The sequence below is a fragment of the Streptococcus parasanguinis genome (assembly GCF_040908565.1).
Taxonomy (GTDB): domain Bacteria; phylum Bacillota; class Bacilli; order Lactobacillales; family Streptococcaceae; genus Streptococcus; species Streptococcus parasanguinis_AC.
Genome location: NZ_JBDGEA010000002.1, coordinates 137,411 through 158,049 on the forward strand (window position 1 = coordinate 137,411; position 20,639 = coordinate 158,049).

The 20,639-nt window shown below is 43.0% G+C and carries 16 protein-coding genes and 1 pseudogene; 15 read left to right on the plus strand and 2 right to left on the minus strand.

Annotated features, from left to right (window positions below; genetic code table 11):
• Window positions 1–311 precede the first annotated feature (311 nt).
• From AB5Y61_RS01785 to AB5Y61_RS01835, 11 genes and pseudogenes are all read left to right on the plus strand, one after another.
• Window positions 312–5,144: a Cna B-type domain-containing protein gene (locus AB5Y61_RS01785; protein ID WP_368402864.1), complete on the plus strand. Its 4,833-nt coding sequence runs from the start codon at window positions 312–314 to the stop codon at window positions 5,142–5,144.
• A 346-nt stretch (window positions 5,145–5,490) separates the two neighbouring features.
• Window positions 5,491–6,093, plus strand: coding sequence for an ECF transporter S component (locus AB5Y61_RS01790; RefSeq protein ID WP_195487526.1), 603 nt, complete (start codon window positions 5,491–5,493; stop codon window positions 6,091–6,093).
• Window positions 6,093–6,884 carry an energy-coupling factor transporter transmembrane component T gene (locus AB5Y61_RS01795; RefSeq protein ID WP_368402866.1) on the plus strand — a complete coding sequence of 264 codons (792 nt, stop codon included), beginning with the start codon at window positions 6,093–6,095 and terminating at the stop codon, window positions 6,882–6,884. The genes AB5Y61_RS01790 and AB5Y61_RS01795 overlap by 1 nt, the downstream gene beginning before the upstream one ends.
• Complete coding sequence (locus tag AB5Y61_RS01800) at window positions 6,860–7,696, plus strand: ABC transporter ATP-binding protein (RefSeq protein WP_368402867.1); 837 nt, start codon at window positions 6,860–6,862, stop codon at window positions 7,694–7,696. The genes AB5Y61_RS01795 and AB5Y61_RS01800 overlap by 25 nt, the downstream gene beginning before the upstream one ends.
• On the plus strand, window positions 7,683–8,483 hold the full coding sequence (locus AB5Y61_RS01805; protein WP_368402869.1) for an energy-coupling factor ABC transporter ATP-binding protein: 801 nt from the start codon (window positions 7,683–7,685) through the stop codon (window positions 8,481–8,483). Before AB5Y61_RS01800 ends, AB5Y61_RS01805 begins: the two co-directional genes overlap by 14 nt.
• Window positions 8,484–8,650: 167 nt before the next feature.
• Window positions 8,651–9,016, plus strand: a pseudogene (gene pnuC / locus AB5Y61_RS01810) (nicotinamide riboside transporter PnuC); the annotation flags it as partial.
• Between the two features lie 120 nt (window positions 9,017–9,136).
• Window positions 9,137–10,075: an AEC family transporter gene (locus AB5Y61_RS01815; RefSeq protein ID WP_368402871.1), complete on the plus strand. Its 939-nt coding sequence runs from the start codon at window positions 9,137–9,139 to the stop codon at window positions 10,073–10,075.
• A 95-nt stretch (window positions 10,076–10,170) separates the two neighbouring features.
• Window positions 10,171–10,602, plus strand: a complete 432-nt coding sequence (locus tag AB5Y61_RS01820) for an Rrf2 family transcriptional regulator (protein WP_368402872.1) — start codon at window positions 10,171–10,173, stop codon at window positions 10,600–10,602.
• Between the two features lie 78 nt (window positions 10,603–10,680).
• Complete coding sequence (locus tag AB5Y61_RS01825) at window positions 10,681–11,685, plus strand: NADP-dependent oxidoreductase (RefSeq protein ID WP_368402874.1); 1,005 nt, start codon at window positions 10,681–10,683, stop codon at window positions 11,683–11,685.
• A gap of 13 nt (window positions 11,686–11,698) precedes the next feature.
• Entirely contained in the window at window positions 11,699–12,535 is an 837-nt protein-coding gene (locus AB5Y61_RS01830) for an alpha/beta fold hydrolase (protein WP_368402876.1), read from the plus strand.
• A 1-nt stretch (window position 12,536) separates the two neighbouring features.
• Window positions 12,537–13,409, plus strand: coding sequence for an SDR family NAD(P)-dependent oxidoreductase (locus tag AB5Y61_RS01835; RefSeq protein WP_368402877.1), 873 nt, complete (start codon window positions 12,537–12,539; stop codon window positions 13,407–13,409).
• A 63-nt stretch (window positions 13,410–13,472) separates the two neighbouring features.
• On the opposite strand, the gene AB5Y61_RS01840 is transcribed toward AB5Y61_RS01835, so the two are convergent.
• On the minus strand, window positions 13,473–13,805 hold the full coding sequence (locus AB5Y61_RS01840) for a glucuronide permease (RefSeq protein WP_368402878.1): 333 nt from the start codon (window positions 13,803–13,805) through the stop codon (window positions 13,473–13,475).
• Between the two features lie 38 nt (window positions 13,806–13,843).
• Window positions 13,844–14,383 carry a TetR/AcrR family transcriptional regulator gene (locus AB5Y61_RS01845; RefSeq protein ID WP_368402879.1) on the minus strand — a complete coding sequence of 180 codons (540 nt, stop codon included), beginning with the start codon at window positions 14,381–14,383 and terminating at the stop codon, window positions 13,844–13,846.
• Between the two features lie 132 nt (window positions 14,384–14,515).
• Between AB5Y61_RS01845 and AB5Y61_RS01850 the strand changes: the two genes are divergently transcribed.
• From AB5Y61_RS01850 to AB5Y61_RS01865, 4 genes are all read left to right on the plus strand, one after another.
• On the plus strand, window positions 14,516–15,430 hold the full coding sequence (locus tag AB5Y61_RS01850; protein ID WP_368402880.1) for a cation diffusion facilitator family transporter: 915 nt from the start codon (window positions 14,516–14,518) through the stop codon (window positions 15,428–15,430).
• Window positions 15,431–15,541: 111 nt separating this feature from the next.
• Window positions 15,542–18,067, plus strand: coding sequence for an ABC transporter ATP-binding protein/permease (locus AB5Y61_RS01855; RefSeq protein WP_368402881.1), 2,526 nt, complete (start codon window positions 15,542–15,544; stop codon window positions 18,065–18,067).
• A gap of 320 nt (window positions 18,068–18,387) precedes the next feature.
• The gene (hemH, locus tag AB5Y61_RS01860) at window positions 18,388–19,482 is read left to right on the plus strand and encodes a ferrochelatase (protein WP_368402883.1); all 1,095 of its coding nucleotides are present in this window, start codon (window positions 18,388–18,390) and stop codon (window positions 19,480–19,482) included.
• Between the two features lie 89 nt (window positions 19,483–19,571).
• The gene (locus AB5Y61_RS01865) at window positions 19,572–20,609 is read left to right on the plus strand and encodes a zinc-binding dehydrogenase (protein WP_368402885.1); all 1,038 of its coding nucleotides are present in this window, start codon (window positions 19,572–19,574) and stop codon (window positions 20,607–20,609) included.
• Window positions 20,610–20,639: the final 30 nt, after the last annotated feature.

The following is a 20,639-nucleotide window of genomic DNA, read 5'->3' on the forward strand; positions in this document are numbered from 1 at the left end:
TCAATAGTAGGGTGTACAAAACTCAAGCAGTTGTGTTTGAGTTTTTTTGTAATAAAAAAATTAAGGAGAGATAAGAATTGGTAGGTCTATTCCCTCGTTTATAGATGTTTTATTTTCTTGCACTTGGATAAAAGAAAGGGGAAAACATTACCAGATAGTGACTTGTAATATAGACATTGTTGCGAAATATGTCTATATTAAATAAATATTAAAACTTTATTTTATAAAGAAGAGAATTTAGAAATTCTATATGATAAAATAGGAGTGAAAGCCTATTCGTCTGGGCTGACAATAAATAAAGGAGACACAAAATGAAGAAGATGAGTTCATTATGGAAAATCTTCCTTAAAAAAGGATTTGCCATTTTAACGATTCTCATGATGCTAGGTCAAATTGGGCAAGGAGCTATTACAGCTTTTGCGAATGAGCTAGCGGTCGGAGATAGTGGGGCTCTGGATGTCACTCTCTTATATGGGGACAAACAAGACCATCCAAGTGGCATGTCCTATTATACAGGTGACACCATGTCTGGTTACATCCAGATTACCCCTAAGAATTTGACAACGGATATTAATGAGGTAACGGTTACCTTGAATGTCCCTGGGAAGTACCTACGAGAAGTTAGTATTCCTGACTTCAATAGTGCTTCAGAGCATGATAAACCAACGGTTACAAAAGTTGGAGATGATTATCAAGTCACACTTCACTTTAACAATTACCAAAAGTCAGAAGTCCTAACTCTACCATTTATTGGAAAATTTAATATTGGTTATGCACCAACAAATTATTCATTGGATATTACGGGGACCCTGAATATCAATGGGCAAGAAACAGCGCTCAATGATATCATTTGGAAGCCTAAGTACAACGATTATCGTTTCACCAAGTACATCAACCAAAACTTGAACGAAGCCATGTCTAAGGACTATGCGGAAGCAATGCCAGGTATTGTCAAAGGTGCGGATGGAAAGAACTATATTGAAACACCAACTTCTGTCCCATTTGCCTTCCAATTGGACGGAATGCGTGGTCAATACGGTGGTCAATACCGTCAGTTAGAATCAGCAACGATCACTGATAAGTTACCAACCTATACAGATAAGAGTGGGAAGACTCGCACAGCTGTTCTTGATACAACCAAGTCTGAAGGCTGGGTAGACAATGGAGATGGTACCGTTACGAAGACTTTCAAGGCGGATGCAAGCAACAATCCAGCAGCTTATCACCAAGAATTTATGACCAAAATCAAGGATACAAGTTACCTCTACTTGAAATTCCCTGATTTGGTCTTAGAAAAAGACCAAACCCTCAAGGACGTTCTTAGTAAGGATTTGACCAATACTGGTAGCATCGTAGGAATTCCTGACAACCGTGGAGAGGGAGAACCAGATATTACAGCGGAAGATTCCCTTATTTTCCGTTTGACTTCACGTGACCTTGAAGGTGCTGGAAGCTTTGCTAAACGGGCAGATGGGGATGTTTATGACTCAACCGAATACAAGGCTGCTAATTATAAATGGCTTTTAAATTTCGAAAACAATACCCCTGCACCTCAGAAGAATTTTGTTTTTTACGATGAGGCTGTGGACCATCGCTTGAAGTTTACTAAGATCGATTATACTCGTCTGATGGAAGGAGGCTATGGTATTGGGAAGCAAATCCATACCATTGTCAAACGAATTATCCTGACCATGGAAGATGGTAGCACCAAAGAAATCCAGTCAGAAGCAGATAAAGATGGAAATGGTCTAATTGATTTGACCAAGTATGGAACGGTTGTAGGCTGGCGGATGGAAATGAAGGATGATTTTGTCCTTCAATCTGGTCAGGGAATTCGCCTCCATAGCTATACAAGCTTCAAGGATCCTGAAAAGACGCGTTACGATGAAAATGATGCGACCCAAAATGTCTACAAGAATACAGGTCGTGTGACTTATAAAACACAGTCAAACGTTGCCAAAGATCAGTCGGCAGATTGGTCCTTCAAACTCATTCCATTGAAGGAAAGTTTTGAGATTTCCAAAACGACGGATTACAACGATGTGGAATACACAGATGGGAAGACAATTCGTTTCGGTCTGGTAGCAACAAGAGTTATCCTTGATCCTGATAAGAATTATGGCGATCTTCGGGTGATCGATCTTTATGATCCCAATACTTTGGATGTCGATTTTAAAGATTTAAATCGTTACCTTGCTTCTAGCGAGAACGGTATGAACTTCTTCAAGAGCTACGATGTCGTTGAAAACTATCGCAACTCTGGTCGCACGGCTATTGTGATGCATTTGGACCAGAATAAGTTTATTAAAGCTTCTCTTGAAAAAAATGGTCAGGTTCGTCTGCCATTCATCTATGCAAAACTAAAAGGGAAAGATGATGGTGGAACCTTTACCAATAAACTTTATGTCGCAGGAGACGGAATCCACGATCTTGAAAATGCCAACCCTGATCGAGTTACCGAAGACGTCTATGACTTGAACGGTAATGGTTCAACAACCGATAAGATTCCTTATGCTCAATCAAATTATACGATTGTCGCAGCTGAAGGAATCTATGCCCGCAAATACATTGCTAAAAATGATGATCTATCAGATGCATCTGCTGTCACTCGTACCTTCAAGCCTGGTGAAACCTTTAACTACAAGATCACCATTAAAAATAATACAGACAAGCCAGTCGAAGACGCAGTTGTTTACGATGCTCTACCAAAAGTAAACGATGTCAATACCCTAGATGGTTCGAATCGTTTGACTGAATATACGGTTAGTCTCCGTGGACCTATAGCTGCTCCTGAAGGCTGGACAGCCTACTACACGACAGATCCTAGTGTCACAAGCGACACCATGGAGCAGGCGGCAGATAAGGATATCTGGACGGCAGCCGTAGCTGATTACAGTCAAGTGACAGGTATCAAGTTTGTGGCGGATAAAGGAACGACGATCCCAGCCCGTAGTGAAGCAAACTTTGGTGTCCCAGTTGTTAACCCAACTGAGTTGACAAACGACGTCAAAGACTTGATGCAAAAACGTACCAAAGATAATGAAGACAACGGTGGACGTTCAGGAGTGGTCCAAGCCCATAACCAATTTGGATACAAGGCCAAAGGCCACCAAGGAAACCGTGAGTCAAATACCGTATCCGCACAAATCTTCTCAGCAGCTTTCCAAGTCAAGAAAGTCGATAAGGACGATCCGAAGAAAGCCCTTGAAGGTGCTACATTTACCTTGACAGATGCAAATGGTGCGGTTGTTGCGACGGCAACTTCTGATAAAAATGGAGAACTTTCCTTTAACACTTTGACAGAAGGAACCTATACGCTCAAAGAAACCAAAGCACCTGCAAACTATAAGTTGGATGAAACTGAACATGCAGTAGTTGTTGCTTATGATGCAGACAAGCAAATCTACCACGTTACAGTGGATGGAAAAGCTGTTGGCTCAAAAGCCCTTCCTCTAGAAATTTCGAATGAAGCGGATATCAAGTATATCGATCTTGAAGCTTCAAAAGTTTGGGATGACCAAGACAATCAAGAAGGGCTTCGCCCAGAAAGTGTCGAATTCCAACTCTATAAGAATGGAAAAGCGCAAGGAAAACCAGTCACGGTCTCTGCTGCAACAGACTGGAAAGCTCACTTTACGAACCTTCCAGATAAAGATAGCAATGGCAAGCTCAATACCTATACGGTCAAAGAAGTGAAAGTACCGACTCATTATACGGTCGATACAGAAGAAGCTAGCTTCACAGATGGAAAAGCAACCATCACCAATAAACGCACTCCTGAGACAACGACAGTTACCGTCAAGAAAGTCTGGGAGGATGCACAAAACCAAGATGGTCTTCGTCCAACGACCATCAAAGTTCACCTCTTGGCAAATGGAACAGAGGTGCAAGCTCTTGATCTGACTGGTGAAGGAAATGAATGGACGCATACCTTCTCAGATCTACCAGTCTATAAAGATGGTCAAAAAGTTGTCTACACAGTGACAGAAGACAAAGTGGACAATTACACCACTAAGATTGATGGAACAACGATTACCAATACTTACAAACCAGGTAAAACGAGCCTCACTGTTACAAAAAACTGGAAGGATGCCAACGACCAAGATGGCCTTCGTCCAAAAGCAATCAAGGTTCAACTCTATGCTGGCGATCAAAAAGTTGGTCAAGCTGTTGAATTGTCAGCAGAAAACAAATGGACGCATACCTTCTCAAACCTTGACGAGAAGAAAGCTGGCCAAGTTATCAACTATACCGTCAAAGAAATCGATGTTCCAGAAGGCTACACACAAGCCGTCGAAGCAACGAATCCAGGTCAAGTAGTTGTGACTAATACGCACGAACCAGAAAAGACCAAGGTAGAAGTGAGTAAGAAATGGGAAGATGCTGATAACCAAGATGGTCTGCGCCCAACAAGCATTCAAGTTCGATTGTACAAAGATGGCGTTCCTACTGACCAAGTATTAGAACTTTCTGCAGCGAATGATTGGAAAGGTGCATTTGAAAACCTTGATGCCAAGGTTGCTGGGAAAGCGATCACCTATACTGTTAACGAAGTAGCTGTCCCAGATGGTTACAAGGTGACGGTAAATGATAAGGACAAGGCTAATGTTGTCTTGACAAACACTCATGAACCAGCCCATAGAGACGTGAAGGTCACTAAGAAATGGGATGATGCCAATGACCAAGATGGCCTCCGTCCAAAATCTATTAAGGTTCAATTGTATGCAAATGATGAAAAAGTAGGAGATCCGGTTGAATTGTCTGCGGACAATAAGTGGACTCACACCTTCAGCAACTTGCCTGAAAATAAAGCTGGCCAAGCGATCAGCTATCATGTGGAAGAAGTAGATCTTCCAAAAGGCTATGAAGCAAGTAAGGTAGAGGATGAAAAAGGAAATGCGGTGATTACTAACAAGCATGTTCCAAAAGAAAATCCGAAACAACCAACTCCGCCAAGTTCATCTGAACCGAAGAAACCGGGTCAACCTGAACCTAAAAAACCAAGCCAACCAGAGCCGAAGAAACCAGGCAAGATCTTAGGATTCTTACCAAATACGGGTACGACGATCTCTATCATTAGTCTTGTCTTAGCCTTTGTCTTGGCAAGTATCGCTGCTTATATTCTGAAGAAAAAGAAAAAATAAGCTAGGCTAAAATGAAGCAAACACCAGAAATGGTGTTTGTTTTTTTGTTCTTCTGGCACAGAATGATCGGATGATGGGGAGTTACAAACCTTTCAATAAAGCTTTGGACTGTAATTGGAAATTCTTTCCCCAACATTTTTAAGAAAATTTCAGAAAAACCTTGACATTTTAGAAAAAGAGAGTATGATTAATTGTGAACTGTTGAACAAGTGTTTTTAAGGAGAAGATCCGATGTCGACTAAGGTGATTCTGCTAAAATGATGGCAGTTCAAGCATAAAAATCTATAGAGCGTTGCGTCCGAAAGTCTAAACAGACACGGCTCTTTAAAAACAAAAGGAGAAGATTATGAAAACAGAACCGATTCATCGTACCAGTATTTGGAAATTTAAGTTAAGTGCTGCCACCATGACTTTGATTCCCGCTGCCGTGGGGATTAACTATGTTGCTAAAGCCTTGGCAGAGGGGTTAAAGTTGCCCGTTTGGCTGGGGTCTTTGGGAACCTTTCTTGCCAGCATGTTGGCTGGGCCGGTTGCCGGTGCCATCAGTGGTTTCATCAACAACGTGATCTATGGGCTGACCTTATCGCCAATTTCAACCGTGTATGCGATTACCAGCATCGGAATTGGGATTGCTGTCGGAGTTTTGCACGCCAATGGGTGGTTCTCGTCAGCGCGACGAGTATTTGTTTCTGCTATTATTATTGCCATCGTTTCAGCTGTCATTTCAACGCCACTCAATGTCATCTTTTGGGGTGGTCAGACCGGTATCGCTTGGGGTGACTCATTGTTTGCGGTAATGGTCGCCAATCATGCACCAGTGTGGCTGGCCTCATTTACCGATGAGTTTGTCTTGGATATTTTGGATAAAGTCTGCGTGGCCTACCTGGCATTCTTCATCTATCGTCAGCTGCCGAAGCGGATGGTGCACTTCTTTAGCGGTGATAAATGATGACTGATCAAACATTGATTTCTGGAGCGCCACGGGTCAAGCTCAAGTGGTACCAGGTGATCGATCCGATTACTAAGCTCTTGTTCATCTTGGACATGACGTTGTTGAGCTTTGCCAGTATGAATTTATTGCTTCAGACCGGATTAATTCTTGTCGCAACACTGCTATTGTTATTTTCCAAATTGAGTTCTACCATCTTTAAGGCGCTGGGATTCAGCCTGTTTCTGATTTGCACCATGCTGATCATCCAAGGGTTATTTTACAGTCGGAATCAAACTGTGCTGTTTTCTGTGCTTGGGGTGTCGTTCTACAAAGAAGGCCTGATTTACGCCACCACTCTGGGTTGTCGAGTATTGGTGATTATTTTGACCAGTGGCTTTTTTATGGTGACCACGAGTATTTCAGAAAACGCAGCCTATTTGGAACTGTCCGGATTGTCTTATAAAACCGTCTACGTTCTGATGTCGGTGTGTTATATTTTGCCGGAAATGATGCGCAATATGCGGAAAATCCAGCAGGCACAAAAAGTTCGCGGAACCAATCCGCAAAAAACGTTGATTCAGAAATTAAAGTCAGTCCTACCGGTTCTAATTCCATTGGTGATTAAGACCTTGGATCAATCGATGGCGCGGTCGATTTCTCTTCAACTGAGAGGTTTTGATAATCCCAACCGGACTGTCAGAACCTCCCAGCGCGTGTATCGCCTGTCGCGGACGCTGCACATTGGTCTGACTGGATTGGCAATTTTATTGATTGGGTGGAAGATATGGACGAAGATAAACGGATTGTAATTGAAAATTTGACCACCCGTTATCCGGGTACTGAGCAACCACAACTGCGTCAGATTAACGCGGAGGTTCATGCCGGCCAGGTGGTTGGGATTATCGGGAATAGCCACTCCGGCAAATCGACTTTGTGCCGTGTGCTGGCAGGGGTCATTCCCAAAATTGTGTCTGCTGAGATTGAGGGCGACTGGCACATGTTTGGCCAGCGAGTGTCCGACAATTGGCCCGTTTATAATGCCATGAATGGAGTTGTACTGCAAAATCCAGCTGGCCAACTAAGCGGGTTGGCAGAAAAGGTTGCCGATGAAATCGCCTTTGACTTGATTAATCAGGGAATGGCTGAAGGACTGATTCAAAAACGGGTTGAAGAAGTTGCCATGCAAATGGGGCTGATTGAACAGCTGAATTCGCGTCCCGAGAGCCTTTCCGGTGGTCAGATCCAGCGGTTGGCAATTGCCACGGCGATTGCGGCTAACCCGGCTGTTTTGATTATGGATGATCCGACCAGTCAGATGGATCCCCTTGGCCGCCGACAATTTTTCCAATGGCTGGCCCAAGTCAAAGAGACGACTGTCTTCATTGTCACCAGTGAAATTGACGATTTGTGCGAAGTCGCCGACGTTGTGTGGGTGCTGCACGAGGGTCAAATGGTAGCCCAGGGCAAGCCGGGTGAGGTGTTTAATCATTTGGCAGCTGACTGGCAGATTCCAGCCCCGACAATACAGCAACTTGCTCAAAAAATGGATTGGCACTTGGCTGATGGCCGGTATCCGGTGAATGACGCTGAACTGAAGGAGGTTCGTTATGTCCACAATTGAACTGAAACACCTGACGTTCACGTATCCGGAACGGTCCTTTAGCTTGGATGTTGAAGACAAACACTTCGCCGATCCGATGGTGGCGATTGTCGGCCAAAATGGTGCTGGCAAATCAACGCTCTTCAAATTGTTGACGGGCTTGCTGACACCACAAACCGGTGTGATTAAGATCGATGGAGAAAATTTTAATGATCTTAAACCAGTCGAAAAGTTACTGAAGGTTGGGATTACTTTTCAGAATCCTGACGATCAGCTTTTCAACCCGACCGTTCAACGAGAGGTGGAGTGGAGTGTCGCGCAGGTCATGGATGACCACGACACGATTACGAGTCGGGCTTTAGCGGCTCTAAAAAGAGTTGGCTTGGATGATAAAACAGCTGAAAGTCCATATGACCTGTCATTGTCGGAACGCAAGCTGTTGAGCGTTGCCACAGTTTTGGCAGTGGATCCGGCGATTTATTTATTTGATGAGCCGATGATGTCGCTTGATTGGGAAAGCCGGCGCAAGTTGACCGCAATTTTCCATCAGTTGGCTGATTCGGGCCACCAAGTTGTGACCATCACCCATGACATGGATTGGGTCGCCGCCGAGTTTGAGTCGGTGTATGTTATGGAACACGGGAAGTTTAGCTTCGCCGGCAGTCCACGGGAATTGTTCAGCGATCGCGAACTTGTCCAGCGAGTGGGATTACTACCACCGCGGATTATGGACATAGCGGAGTCGTTGGGTGATTCACAGACATATTTATCGGTTAATGATTATTGCCAGAAAAATCGAGATGTATAGAAAAAGTCACCTCTGCGGTTTTTCCAGGTTGAAGGATTAACTTCAGCTTCTGGCAAGAACTCACGGTTCTTTTCTACCATTTGTCAAGTCTATCAAGGCTTTAAGTAAAAAAAAGAGATAAGACAGTATCTATTCTGAGGTTACTGTCTTATTTTTAACACTTTTTGATCTACCAGGCCCAGTTCAAAAAGGAAGAGCAAGAGTTTGTTGCTCGTAAGCTGGATGCGGTAGGTTGGACCAAGTACTTGTCGATCAGTGCCATTTGGTGGCTGGTATTTGGCTATATTTACCAATCAGTTGGAGCCAATCGGCCTTTCCGGGATTCCGTTACAGATGCGACCAATGGTGTCGGCCAACTCTTGATGACGGCTGTCTACCGCGAACAGTGGATTTTCTGGGCGGCTACCAATGTATTCTCCATCTATCTTTGGTGGGGAAAAAGCTTTCAAATTCAAGGGAAATACTTCATTTACTTGATCAATAGTCTGGTTGGTTGGTACCAATGGACGAAGGCGGCCAAGAAAGGCTACTAGTAACAATCAATAAAATACAAGAGGTTGGGCATTTTGCTCCACCTCTTTTTGTGATATACTAGAGTAGTTTTTGAGAGCTTGTAGAAGAACTCTCATTTCAAAGAAGTAAAAGGAGAAAACATGGACATCTTTTTGAGGAGCATATCAGGTATCCTGGTCATCCTAGGGATGATTTTAGTGGGCTTTGTCATTGGTGAAAAAGGCTGGTTTGATGACAAGTCACGTGGACTGATCGCTAAACTGGTCACTCAAATTGCTCTTCCTTGCTATATGCTCTATACCATTACACAGCGTTTTACAGCGGCTGATCTCCTAAAAATGTTGCCAGCATTGCGGTTTCCTGCCCTGGCTATGGTCGTTTTGCTTGGAATAGCGACAGGAGTAGCCAGGATCTTTGCAGTGAGACAGGACCGCCGTGGCCTCTTTATTTCCATGTTCTTTAACTCCAATACCATTTTCGTGGGACTCCCCATTAACCAAGCCCTTTTCGGGGATGCCAGTATTCCTTATGTTTTGATCTATTACATGTGTAATACGACCTTTTTCTGGACCTTGGGGACCTACTTGATCCAGCGAGACGGTGAGGGAGAAGCTCAGTTTGATCTCAAAACGAGTGTGAAAAAAGTCTTTTCACCTCCTCTGATGGGCTTCATCTTGGGACTAGTCATGGTGATACTGCAGATAAAGCTCCCTGCATTTCTAGCCAGTGATTTGCAGTATCTGGGCAATTTAACAACCCCTCTATCCATGATTTTCATCGGTTTGTCGGTATCTCATGTAGGCGTGAAGCAGTTGGTGCTTGGAAAAGATCAGCTATTAATTTTAATAGGGCGTTTCCTGGTTGCTCCACTCCTAATGGCGACCATTGTTTACTGGGCCCCTCTTCCAAGCTTGATGAAGCAAGTCTTTATCATCCAGTCCGCTATGCCAGTGATGACCAATGCCCCGGTCGTTGCCAGACTCTACGGAGCTGATAGTGATTACGCAGCGGTCATGGTGACAGAGACGACCCTTGCTACCATGGTGGTCATTCCTATTCTCATGGTGTTGATGGCTTGATCGTTTTTAAAAAAGTGAAGCAAAAGTCTTGCTTTTCTTTTTATTTGTGTTATACTTGTTCTTGTATTAGATACAAGTTATCCAAAGGAGTTTATATGGATACAAAATTTTCAGTAGCCTTGCATATCCTAACCATGATTAGTGAGAGTAAGGAAAACCTAAGTTCACAAGCTCTGGCTGAGAGCGTCGGAACCAACGCTAGTTATATTCGTAAGGTGATCTCCTTATTGAAAAACGCTGGCTTAATTACTTCCCATCAAGGAAAAACAGGCTATCAACTCAGTAAGTCCCCAAAGGAAGTGACCTTACTTGAAATTTATTTTGCGACACAAGAAGTCAGCCACATCAGCCTATTTCCAGTTCATCAAAATAGCAATCCGGATTGCCCAGTAGGGAAACATATCCAGGCTGCCGTTTCACCACTATTTGCTAGCGCTGAAGCTCAACTTGAGAAGGAACTAGCCCAGCAAACCTTAGAAGATGTCATTAACAATCTTTATAAAGATGCCAAACAAAAACGAAACTGATTTGCATACAGATCAGTTTTAAAAAGACTGTACTTGTATCTATATCAGATACAACAAAAAAATAGAAAAGAGAAGACAATGAAAGCTGCACAACATACTACTTATAACAAAAAGAATATCACTCTTAACATCACAGAAATCGCAACACCAAGTATCACAGACAAAGAAGTTTTAGTCAAAGTCACCGCAGCTGGTGTTAATCCTCTGGATAACATGATTTCCCGTGGTGAAGTAAAGATGATCGTCCCTTACAAACTTCCACAAACTGCTGGAAATGAAGTGGTCGGTATCATTGAAGAGACCGGTAGACAAGTCAAAAATCTCAAAGTCGGAGACCGAGTTTTTGGACGTCTCCCACTCGACCACATTGGTGCCTTTGCAGAATACCTAGCTGTCGATAGTCAGGCTCTAGCTAAAGTTCCAGACTATCTTTCAGACGAGGAAGCCGCTGCTGTGCCTTTGACTGCCTTGACTATTATGCAAGCCTTAGAACTCATGGGTGCTCAAGCTGGCAAAACGATCTTTATCTCTGGTGGTACAGGCGGTGTCGGTGGGATGGCCATTCCGATTGCTAAGGCCAAAGGTTTGAAGGTTATTACCAATGGGGCTGGAGATAGTGCTGAACGTGTATTGAACCTAGGAGCAGATCGTTTTATCGATTACAAAACAGAGGATTATACAAAAACGGTTAGCCAGGTTGATTATGTCCTTGATACCCTTGGTGGCACTGAGACTGAAAAACAAATGTCTATCATGAAAAAAGGTGGTCAGCTTGTTTCCCTCCGTGCTATGCCAAATGGTGACTTTGCCAAACGTATGAACCTGCCAAAATGGAAACAAATCTTACTTGGACTAGCCGGTCGCAAATTTGATAAGATGGCTGACAAATACGGCGTTCACTACCATTTTATCTTTGTGGAAAGCAATGGTGCTCAATTACAAGAGGTAGCTGACCTCTTTAGCAAATTGGAAATCAAGCCATCTATCGATACAGTCTATCCATTTGAAGAAGTGAATAGCGCCTTAGACAAGGTCGCTAATGGTCGCTCACGTGGAAAAACGGTCCTCAGCTTTAAGAAATAAAAAGGAAAACACAATGTCATATCTTACAACTAAAACTCAATACATCACTGTCGATGGAAACAAAATCGCCTATCGAGAACTCAGCAAAGGCAAATCAAAACTACCTCTTCTGATGCTGGTCCATTTGGCAGCAACCCTCGACAACTGGGATCCAAAACTCTTGGACTTGATTGCTGAAAAACACCATGTGATTGTGGTCGACCTTCCTGGTGTGGGAGCCAGTCAAGGCAAAGTGGCTCCAACCATTCCTGGAATGGCTGAGCAGACAATTGCCTTTGTAAAAGCCCTTGGTTACGATAAGATCAATCTCCTTGGTCTTTCTATGGGAGGCATGATTGCCCAAGAAATCATCCGAATCAAGCATGATTTGGTCAACCGTCTCATCTTGGCAGGAACAGGACCTCGAGGAGGAAAAGAGGTCGATAAGGTCACAGGGAAAACCTTTAACTATATGTTTAAAGCGGGACTTGAGCGCATCGATCCTAAACGCTATATCTTCTATAACCATGATGAGCAAGGAAAAATCGAAGCCTTGAAAGTTCTCGGACGAATGGGGATGCGCACCAAGGAATTTGCGGACAAAGACATGAGTGTGCCTGGTTTCTTGACGCAACTCAAAGCTATTAAACGTTGGGGGAAAGATTCTCAAGACGACCTAAGATTTATCACCCAACCAACCTTAATCGTCAACGGCGACAAGGATATGCAGGTTCCAACAGAAAATTCTTATGATATGCATGAGAAAATAAAAGATAGTAAGCTCATCATCTATCCAAATGCTGGTCACGGTTCGATCTTCCAATATGCAGAAGAGTTTTCAAAAGAACTCATTGCTTTCTTGGAGGACTAATATGGTCAAAACCATACTAATAACAGGTGCTACGGATGGCATTGGTAAACATTTGGCAAAGAAACTGGCCAGTGAAGGTCATCAGGTCATTCTTCATGGTCGCAATCCTCAAAAACTGGAATTGGCGCTTCAAGAGGTTCGGGCCGTTTCCCTGAGAGGCAGAGTTTCGAGCTACTTGGCAGATTTTTCAAAATTAGATGATGTTTATCGATTTGTAGAGGAAATCAAGCGAGACTTTCAAAGGATCGATGTCTTGTTTAACAATGCAGGACTGTATGCAGGAAAAGAACGAAAAGCGAGTGTTGAAAATGTCGAGTTGACTTTTATGTTATCCGTTCTCGTTCCCTATCTGTTAACAACTGAGCTAAGCCCCTTGTTAGAAAAAGCGCCTGACGGCAGTGTCATTAATACTTCTTCCTATATGCATCATTTTGCCAAGGTCAAGGATTTGGATTTTGGATTTGAGAACAACTACAATCCCGGATTGGCCTATAATAATTCCAAACTCTATACCATCTGGATGACACGATATCTGGCAAGAGATTTCTTTTTAAAAGGTTCAAATATCACTATTAATGCCTATCATCCTGGTCTTATCACGACTAACTTAGGGAATAATTCCAGTGATGCAAAGACGAAAAAGACTCTCTTCGGACGCCTGATGAAGTCTCTATCGAAAGATCTAGATCAGGGGATTGAAACAGGTTATTATCTCACCTTATCAGAGGAAGTCAGGGGCTTGACAGGCTACTATTTTGATGAAAAGAAAGTCAAGTCTGTATCTGAAAAAGACTACTCATTTGAAAAAGCACAGAAATTAATGGATTACTGCCAAGAAAAGATTAAAATGTTCAAAGAAAAGCAGGATTTTTAATTCCTTATTGATTTCGTAACTACCAAAAAACTCAAGTTTTCATTGATAAAACTTGAGTTTTTCTTAGATGAGGGCTAACAAAATGGTAAGAATCAGAGCGATTCCAATCCGAATGATATGGTGGGCTAGATGGAAGTTTTCTTTGTGCTTACCATTCCAATAGGCTCCGTAGCAAATCAACCCACAACTAATCAGCCAAAGAAATAGTGCGACAATCGGCAAAAAGAAGTAGAGAATGAGAGAGAAGGCCGCAAGGCTACTTCCTAGAAAAAGTAGGTAAATTCCAAGGGTCTTCTTGCCCTTTTTTAATTCGGAAAGGCTGACTAATAAATGAAGAAGAGCAAAAGCAAGGGCAAATAAGGCTGTAAAAAAGCCGAGTAGAATGGGGAGGAGCATAGTTTTCCTTTCTATGATACATGATGTAAAGTCGCACTTTAGTTAGAAGCGACGTTTAAAATCTCCAAATAAAACTGGATGACTTCTTGTTCGGTGTAAGTCTTGCCTTTTTTCAACCACCAGCTGAGGGTTTCAATGAAGTTAGTTACGACTAGGTGTTTGAGATAAGAGTGGGGGATGTTGGGGTGAGATTGAATCAGTTTCTCAGCTACCATGGGGTAGACGTCATGTTCTAGTTCTTTTCGCAGCTGCCGGATAAAATAATCGTTTTTTGAAAGCAAGAGGCTGGTCACATGGTCTTGATTTTTCTTGAAATGCTGAAAGATATGGGCTAGGTAGTCTTGGGGAGAGAGCTGATCATCTCGCTCAAAGAGGTGGTGAAAGAGTTTTTGGCAGAGTTCATCCAGCAAAAGTTCCTTGCTCTCATAATGGCTGTAAAAAGTTGAACGCCCCACATCAGCACGGTCAATAATTTCCTGAACGGTAATGATGTCGTAGTCTTTTTCATTGAGTAAGTGTAAAAAAGCATGATAGATAGCTTTTCTAGTTTTGGTAATACGACGATCCTGTGTTGTCATATGGACACTTTGAACAAATTGTTCAGTAACGTACATCCTAAACAGTTTGCCCCTATCCTTTCTTTTTAGAGTTAGAGATAATACTAGTGAGAAGATAATACTATTACTATTATACCAAAGGAAGGTAAAAAAATGAGTTCAAAACGTGCAGTTTGGCTGGCTTTTTTCTTGAATCTTAGTTTTGCCATTGTTGAGTTTATTGCAGGGGGAATCTTTGGTTCCAGTGCAGTCCTCGCTGATTCGGTCCATGACTTGGGGGATGCTCTAGCCATTGGCCTTTCGGCCTTTCTAGAAACGATCTCCAATCGTCAAGAAGATAGTCGCTATACCCTAGGCTACAAGCGTTTTAGCTTATTAGGGGCTTTAGTAACGGCAGTCATTCTGATGACCGGATCTGGTATGGTGATTTTAGAAAATGTAAGCAAGCTTTTCCACCCTCAGCCCGTTAATGACGAAGGGCTTCTTTGGTTGGGAATGATTGCTATCAGTGTCAATGTGCTAGCGAGCCTTGTCATTCGCAAAGGGCAAACCAAGAATGAATCCATTCTTAGCCTGCATTTTCTGGAAGATACCTTGGGTTGGTTGGCCGTCATCTTGATGGCCATTGTCCTCCGATTTACGGACTGGTATATCCTAGATCCCCTCTTGTCTCTTGCTATTTCCTTCTTTATTCTCTCCAAAGCCATTCCACGTTTTTGGAGCACGCTTAAGATTTTCCTGGATGCTGTGCCAGAAGGGGTAGATATCAATCAAGTTAAGAATGATTTAGAGCAGTTGGACAATGTCGCTAGTATCAATCAGCTCAATCTCTGGACCATGGACGGCTTAGAGAAGAATGCTATTGTCCATGTTTGTCTGGACCATGTCAAACATATGGAGGTCTGTAAAGAGTCTATCCGAGACTTGCTCAAAGAGAGTGGCTTTCAAAATGTCACCATCGAAGTGGATGAAGACTTGGCAACCCACCGAGCTCACAAGCGAAATATCGAAGAGCTGGAAGCCAGTCAAAGTCATGGACATGATCACCACCACCATCACCATCATTAATGGAAATCGATCATTCCTTTGTTGAGGATATTTTAGAAATCATTGATTTAATATATTGACTCCCGATTCAAATTGTGATAGACTACTCATATTTATGAAAGGATCGAGTATATGTTACAACTACAACGTATTTCAAAAGTTTATTATACGGGGAATCAAGAGTTTCACGCTTTGAAGGATATCTCGATTCGTTTCCGTGAAAATGAGTTCGTCTCGATTCTCGGACAATCGGGTTCAGGGAAAACCACCCTCTTAAATATCATCGGTGGACTCGACCAATACACATCGGGTGATTTACTCATCCAAGGAAAATCAACCAAGCAATTTAAAGACCGCGATTGGGATAGCTACAGAAACCACACCATAGGATTCGTCTTCCAGTCGTATAATCTTATCGGCCACCAAACGGCACTCTCAAACGTCGAGATTGCAATGACACTTTCTGGTGTTTCCAAAGCGGAACGCAAGAAGCGTGCCATCGAAGCACTTGAACGCGTTGGCTTAAAAGATCATTTATATAAAAAACCAAGCCAAATGTCTGGTGGACAAATGCAGCGAATCGCGATTGCGCGTGCCCTTGTCAATAATCCTAAAGTCATTTTAGCTGATGAGCCAACAGGAGCGCTCGATTCTGAGACTTCTGTTCAAATCATGGAGTTATTAAAAGACATCGCCAAGGAACGTCTAGTGATCATGGTGACGCATAACCCAGAACTGGCGAAAACTTACTCTACACGTATCGTACAAGTATTAGATGGAAATATCTTAAGCGACTCGAATCCATACGAACCAACCGAAGAACCCAAACAAGGGGACATTCAGTTTACAAAGACAAAGATGAGCTTTCTGACGGCTTTGTCCCTTTCGTTTAATAACCTATTGACGAAGAAAGGTCGGACATTTCTGACTGCCTTTGCTGGTTCCATCGGGATTATCGGGATTGCCCTGATCTTGGCCCTCTCAAACGGTGTGAGCGATTATGTGAAAAAGGTGCAAGAAGACACTCTTGTCTCTTTGCCATTGACGATTAGCGAGCAGAACCAGAGTAATCTGATGGCAACCTCTCCAGACTTGAGTGAAAAGCCTTATAGGGATAAAAACGAACTCGGTGTCAATACGCTTTTAACGAATCTATTGAAAAAACAAATCGGGAAAAATGACCTCGCGTCCTTCAAAACCTACTTGGATAAACACGCTTCAGAAGTCGCACACCTTACAAAAGATATTCGTTACCAGTACAATTTACAACCCTATATTTACGCCAGTGACACCTCCAACGGTCCAAAGAGCATTCTTCCGTCTAACCTTGCGGACGAAGTCGATACGGCCAACCAAACAATTAAAGGCTATTTGCAAAACATCGACTACTGGAGCCAACTGTCAAGCGACCAGGAGATGCTGAATGCGCAATATGATGTGCTAGAAGGTCGCCTTCCGAAGGATAAATCTGAAATCGTCCTTATCGTGGATGAAGATAACCAAATCAGTGACCTGCTCCTTTATAGCTTACGCATCAAAGACCCTAGCGAATTAAACGATGTAAAGAAACTCGACGAACTTAAATCACAAACGTATCAATATAGTGATTTCATCGGGAAAACATTCAAAGCCGTTGTGAACACGAACCGTTTCGTGAAAGAAAACAACCAATGGATGAATAAAATTGACGACGAAGCCTACATGAAGACGCAAATCGAGAATGGCCTCGAGCTTACAATCGTCGGTGTTCTTCGTCAAAAAGAAGGCACCAGTTCTGGTGTGAACTCTCCTTCTGGCGGTGTGGCTTATACAAGCGCCCTTATCGATTACACTTCTGAACAAATTCAAAACAGTGACATCGTAAAAGAGCAAGAAGCCAACCCAACCATCAATGTATTTACTGGAAAAGAATTTGCCAAAGATCCAAAACCATTCAATTCGGCTGATTTAACCGAAGAAGAAAAAATCCAATTGGTCAAATTGACGCCTGAACAACAAGCGCAATACATCCAACAATACAACGAAAACTCGGCTGCCACTTACGAGGAAAACCTCGCGAAATTGGGTGTCATCGACAAATCCAAACCGGCTGCCATCGAGTTCTACACCTCTTCGTTCCAACAAAAACAAGAGTTGAAGGACTTCATCAACGCCTATAATACGGCTAAAAAAGATGCCGGCGAAGATGACAAAGTGCTCGCCTACTCCGACGATATTCAAACCATCATGTCTTCGATTACGACAATGGTGGGCGTGATTACAACCGTACTTGTCGGTTTCGTAGCCATCTCGCTCATCGTATCATCGATTATGATTGCAATTATCACCTACATCTCGGTTCTCGAACGTACAAAAGAAATCGGAATCTTACGTGCAATGGGGGCTTCGAAGAAAGACATCCGTCGTATCTTCACTGCCGAAACAGCCATCGAAGGATTTATATCCGGAGTGCTCGGTATCGGAATTACACTCCTTGCAACACTTCCAATCAATGCCGTCGTTGCGAAAATGACTAACGTGGAGAACGTGGCGCGGTTACCATGGGAAGCAGCGCTCATCTTGATCGGTATCTCCATTGTCCTTACCATGTTAGCTGGTCTCATCCCTTCACGCATCGCCGCAAAGAAAGACCCAGTGGAATCTTTACGTAGCGAATAAAAGCTGTAAACAATAAAGTGGATAGAAGAATGTTTCTTTATCCACTTTTTCTATTGTGTAGAAATTCTTAGAAAGAGATTCAAATCTTCTCTCCTTACATGAAAGATGGTCATTTCAAATAGATGTTGTTTTCAAAGAATAATACAGTATCGGATTGGACATAAAAAGATATTTGTTCCACTTTCTTTGAATGATTTCTTTTAATAGCTTGTGTATTTACCTAGAAAATTAGTTGCTTCTTCCAAATGATTTATAAAAGAGTTTCCTAAAGAAATCCTTTTCATGGTAAAATAGTGGAAAGTATATAGTAAGGAGTAGTTATGAGTAAAAGAGCTGTGTTGATGATGACTTTTGGGTCACCAGAAGAGATTACCTATGAAGGAGTAGCGGAATTTTTCACAAATATACGCCGTGGGGTTCGTCCTGAACCACATGAAATTCAGACTTTATATGACAATTACGTCCGAATCGGTGGAACCCCACTCCAAAGGATAACTAGAGAAGAAGTGGACATGGTTGCTACTGCTCTTGGAAATCAAGCGTCGGTTTACTTTGCTAATAAATTTTCCCGCCCTTTTATCACTGATGTAATCAAAGAGATGGAGAATGACGGAATTGAAGAATGTTTGTGCTTGATTTTAGAGCCTCATTATTCCTACTATTCTGTCATGGGGTATGAGAAATTTTTAGAAAGTGAGCAGATTAGGTTCCAAATTATCAAGGATTGGTACCGTGAACATGACCTACTCCACTATTGGGCTGATGAGATCCAAAAGATTTTAGATAAGATTGGAGATGACAGCTTTAGGGTGATTTTTTCAGCTCATAGTGTCCCAGTTTTGGCACTTGATTTTGGTGATCCTTATATCGATCAGATTTATGACAATAGTCGCTTGATTGTGGAAATTTTAGGCCTTGAAGAAGACCAGTATACCAATACATGGCAGAGTGAGAGTGATATAGGTATTCCTTGGATTAAACCAGATGTCTTAGAATATCTGCGAGATGAGAGTGAACACCCGAACCACTATATTTTTGTTCCGATTGCTTTTATTAGTGAGCATATTGAGGTTCTTTTTGATAATGATGTGGAGTGTAAGGAGCTATGCCAAGAGCTCGGAGTGGCTTATCACCGACCTCCTATGCCAAATAGCGATTCACGACTGATTAAAGCTCTTCTGTCAGCCATTCAGTCTCATATAGATGGTGACTATCGTTACTATCAACCTCAGCTAGAGACTTTTGATGAGTTGGAAGCTCCTTCAAGTACAGGTCAGATTTTGGAAGCAGAAAAAGATATTCAGATGCCTGATTTCGTCAAAAAATTGATTGCTAAAAAAGGTCGAGAGAATGTCAAGATGCCCTATCTAGTTAAGAAAATGCTTGAAAAGAAGTATGGAAAAAAATATGATTAAATGATGGAGTTTGAAAGCAGGAAGTGGGCTAGTGCTCGATAAAAAGTGTATACTATAGTCAAGTAAGCAATAGAAAGTAGGTCGTCCCTATGAAAAAAACAGTCTATACAAAAGCTGGGCAAGTGGGTCTAGTAGAAGTGGAGCGTCCACACATCGAAGCACCAGATGATGTCATTCTCCGCATCGTTCGCACCTGTGTCTGTGGCTCTGATCTATGGAGCTACCGCAATCCAGATATTGAAGAGGGGCACCAAAATAGTGGGCACGAAGCTATTGGGATCGTTGAAGAAATTGGAGAAGCTATTACAACGGTGAAATCGGGAGACTTTGTCATCGCCCCTTTCACTCATGGCTGTGGGGAGTGTGATGCCTGCCGCGCTGGCTATGATGGGACCTGTGACCGCCATATCGGCAGCAACTGGTCTGATGGGGTTCAAGCAGAGTACATGCGCTTCGAGTATGCTAACTGGGCTCTTGTCAAGATTCCTGGGCAACCATCAGATTATACAGAAGCCATGCTCAAATCCTTCTTGACGCTAGCAGATGTCATGCCGACAGGCTACCATGCAGCGCGTGTGGCTCATGTAAAACGGGGTGACAAAGTGGTTGTCATTGGGGACGGAGCCGTGGGGCAATGTGCTGTGATTGCAGCTAAGATGCGGGGAGCATCGCAAATTGTCCTAATGAGCCGGCATGAGGACCGTCAACAATTGGCTCTGGAATTTGGTGCGACAGCCGTCGTAGCGGATCGTGGGGAAGAAGGGATTGACAAGGTCCGTGAAATCCTTGGTGGAGGAGCAGATGCTGCTCTTGAATGTGTCGGTACAGCGGCAGCCGTCGACCAAGCCCTTGGGGTTCTTCATAATGGTGGTCGCTTAGGCTTCGTCGGTGTCCCTCACTACAATAATCGTGCGCTTGGATCGACCTTTGCCCAAAATATTTCCGTGGCAGGTGGAGCAGCCTCTGTTACCACCTATGACAAGCAGTTCTTGCTCAAGGCCGTCCTTGATGGCGATATCAATCCAGGTCGCGTCTTCACCCATAGCTACAGCTTGGATGAGATTGATCAAGCCTATAAAGACATGGACGAACGCAAGACCATTAAGGCTATGATTGTCATTGACTAACAAAAAAATTCTAGTAGAGGCTGTCTACTA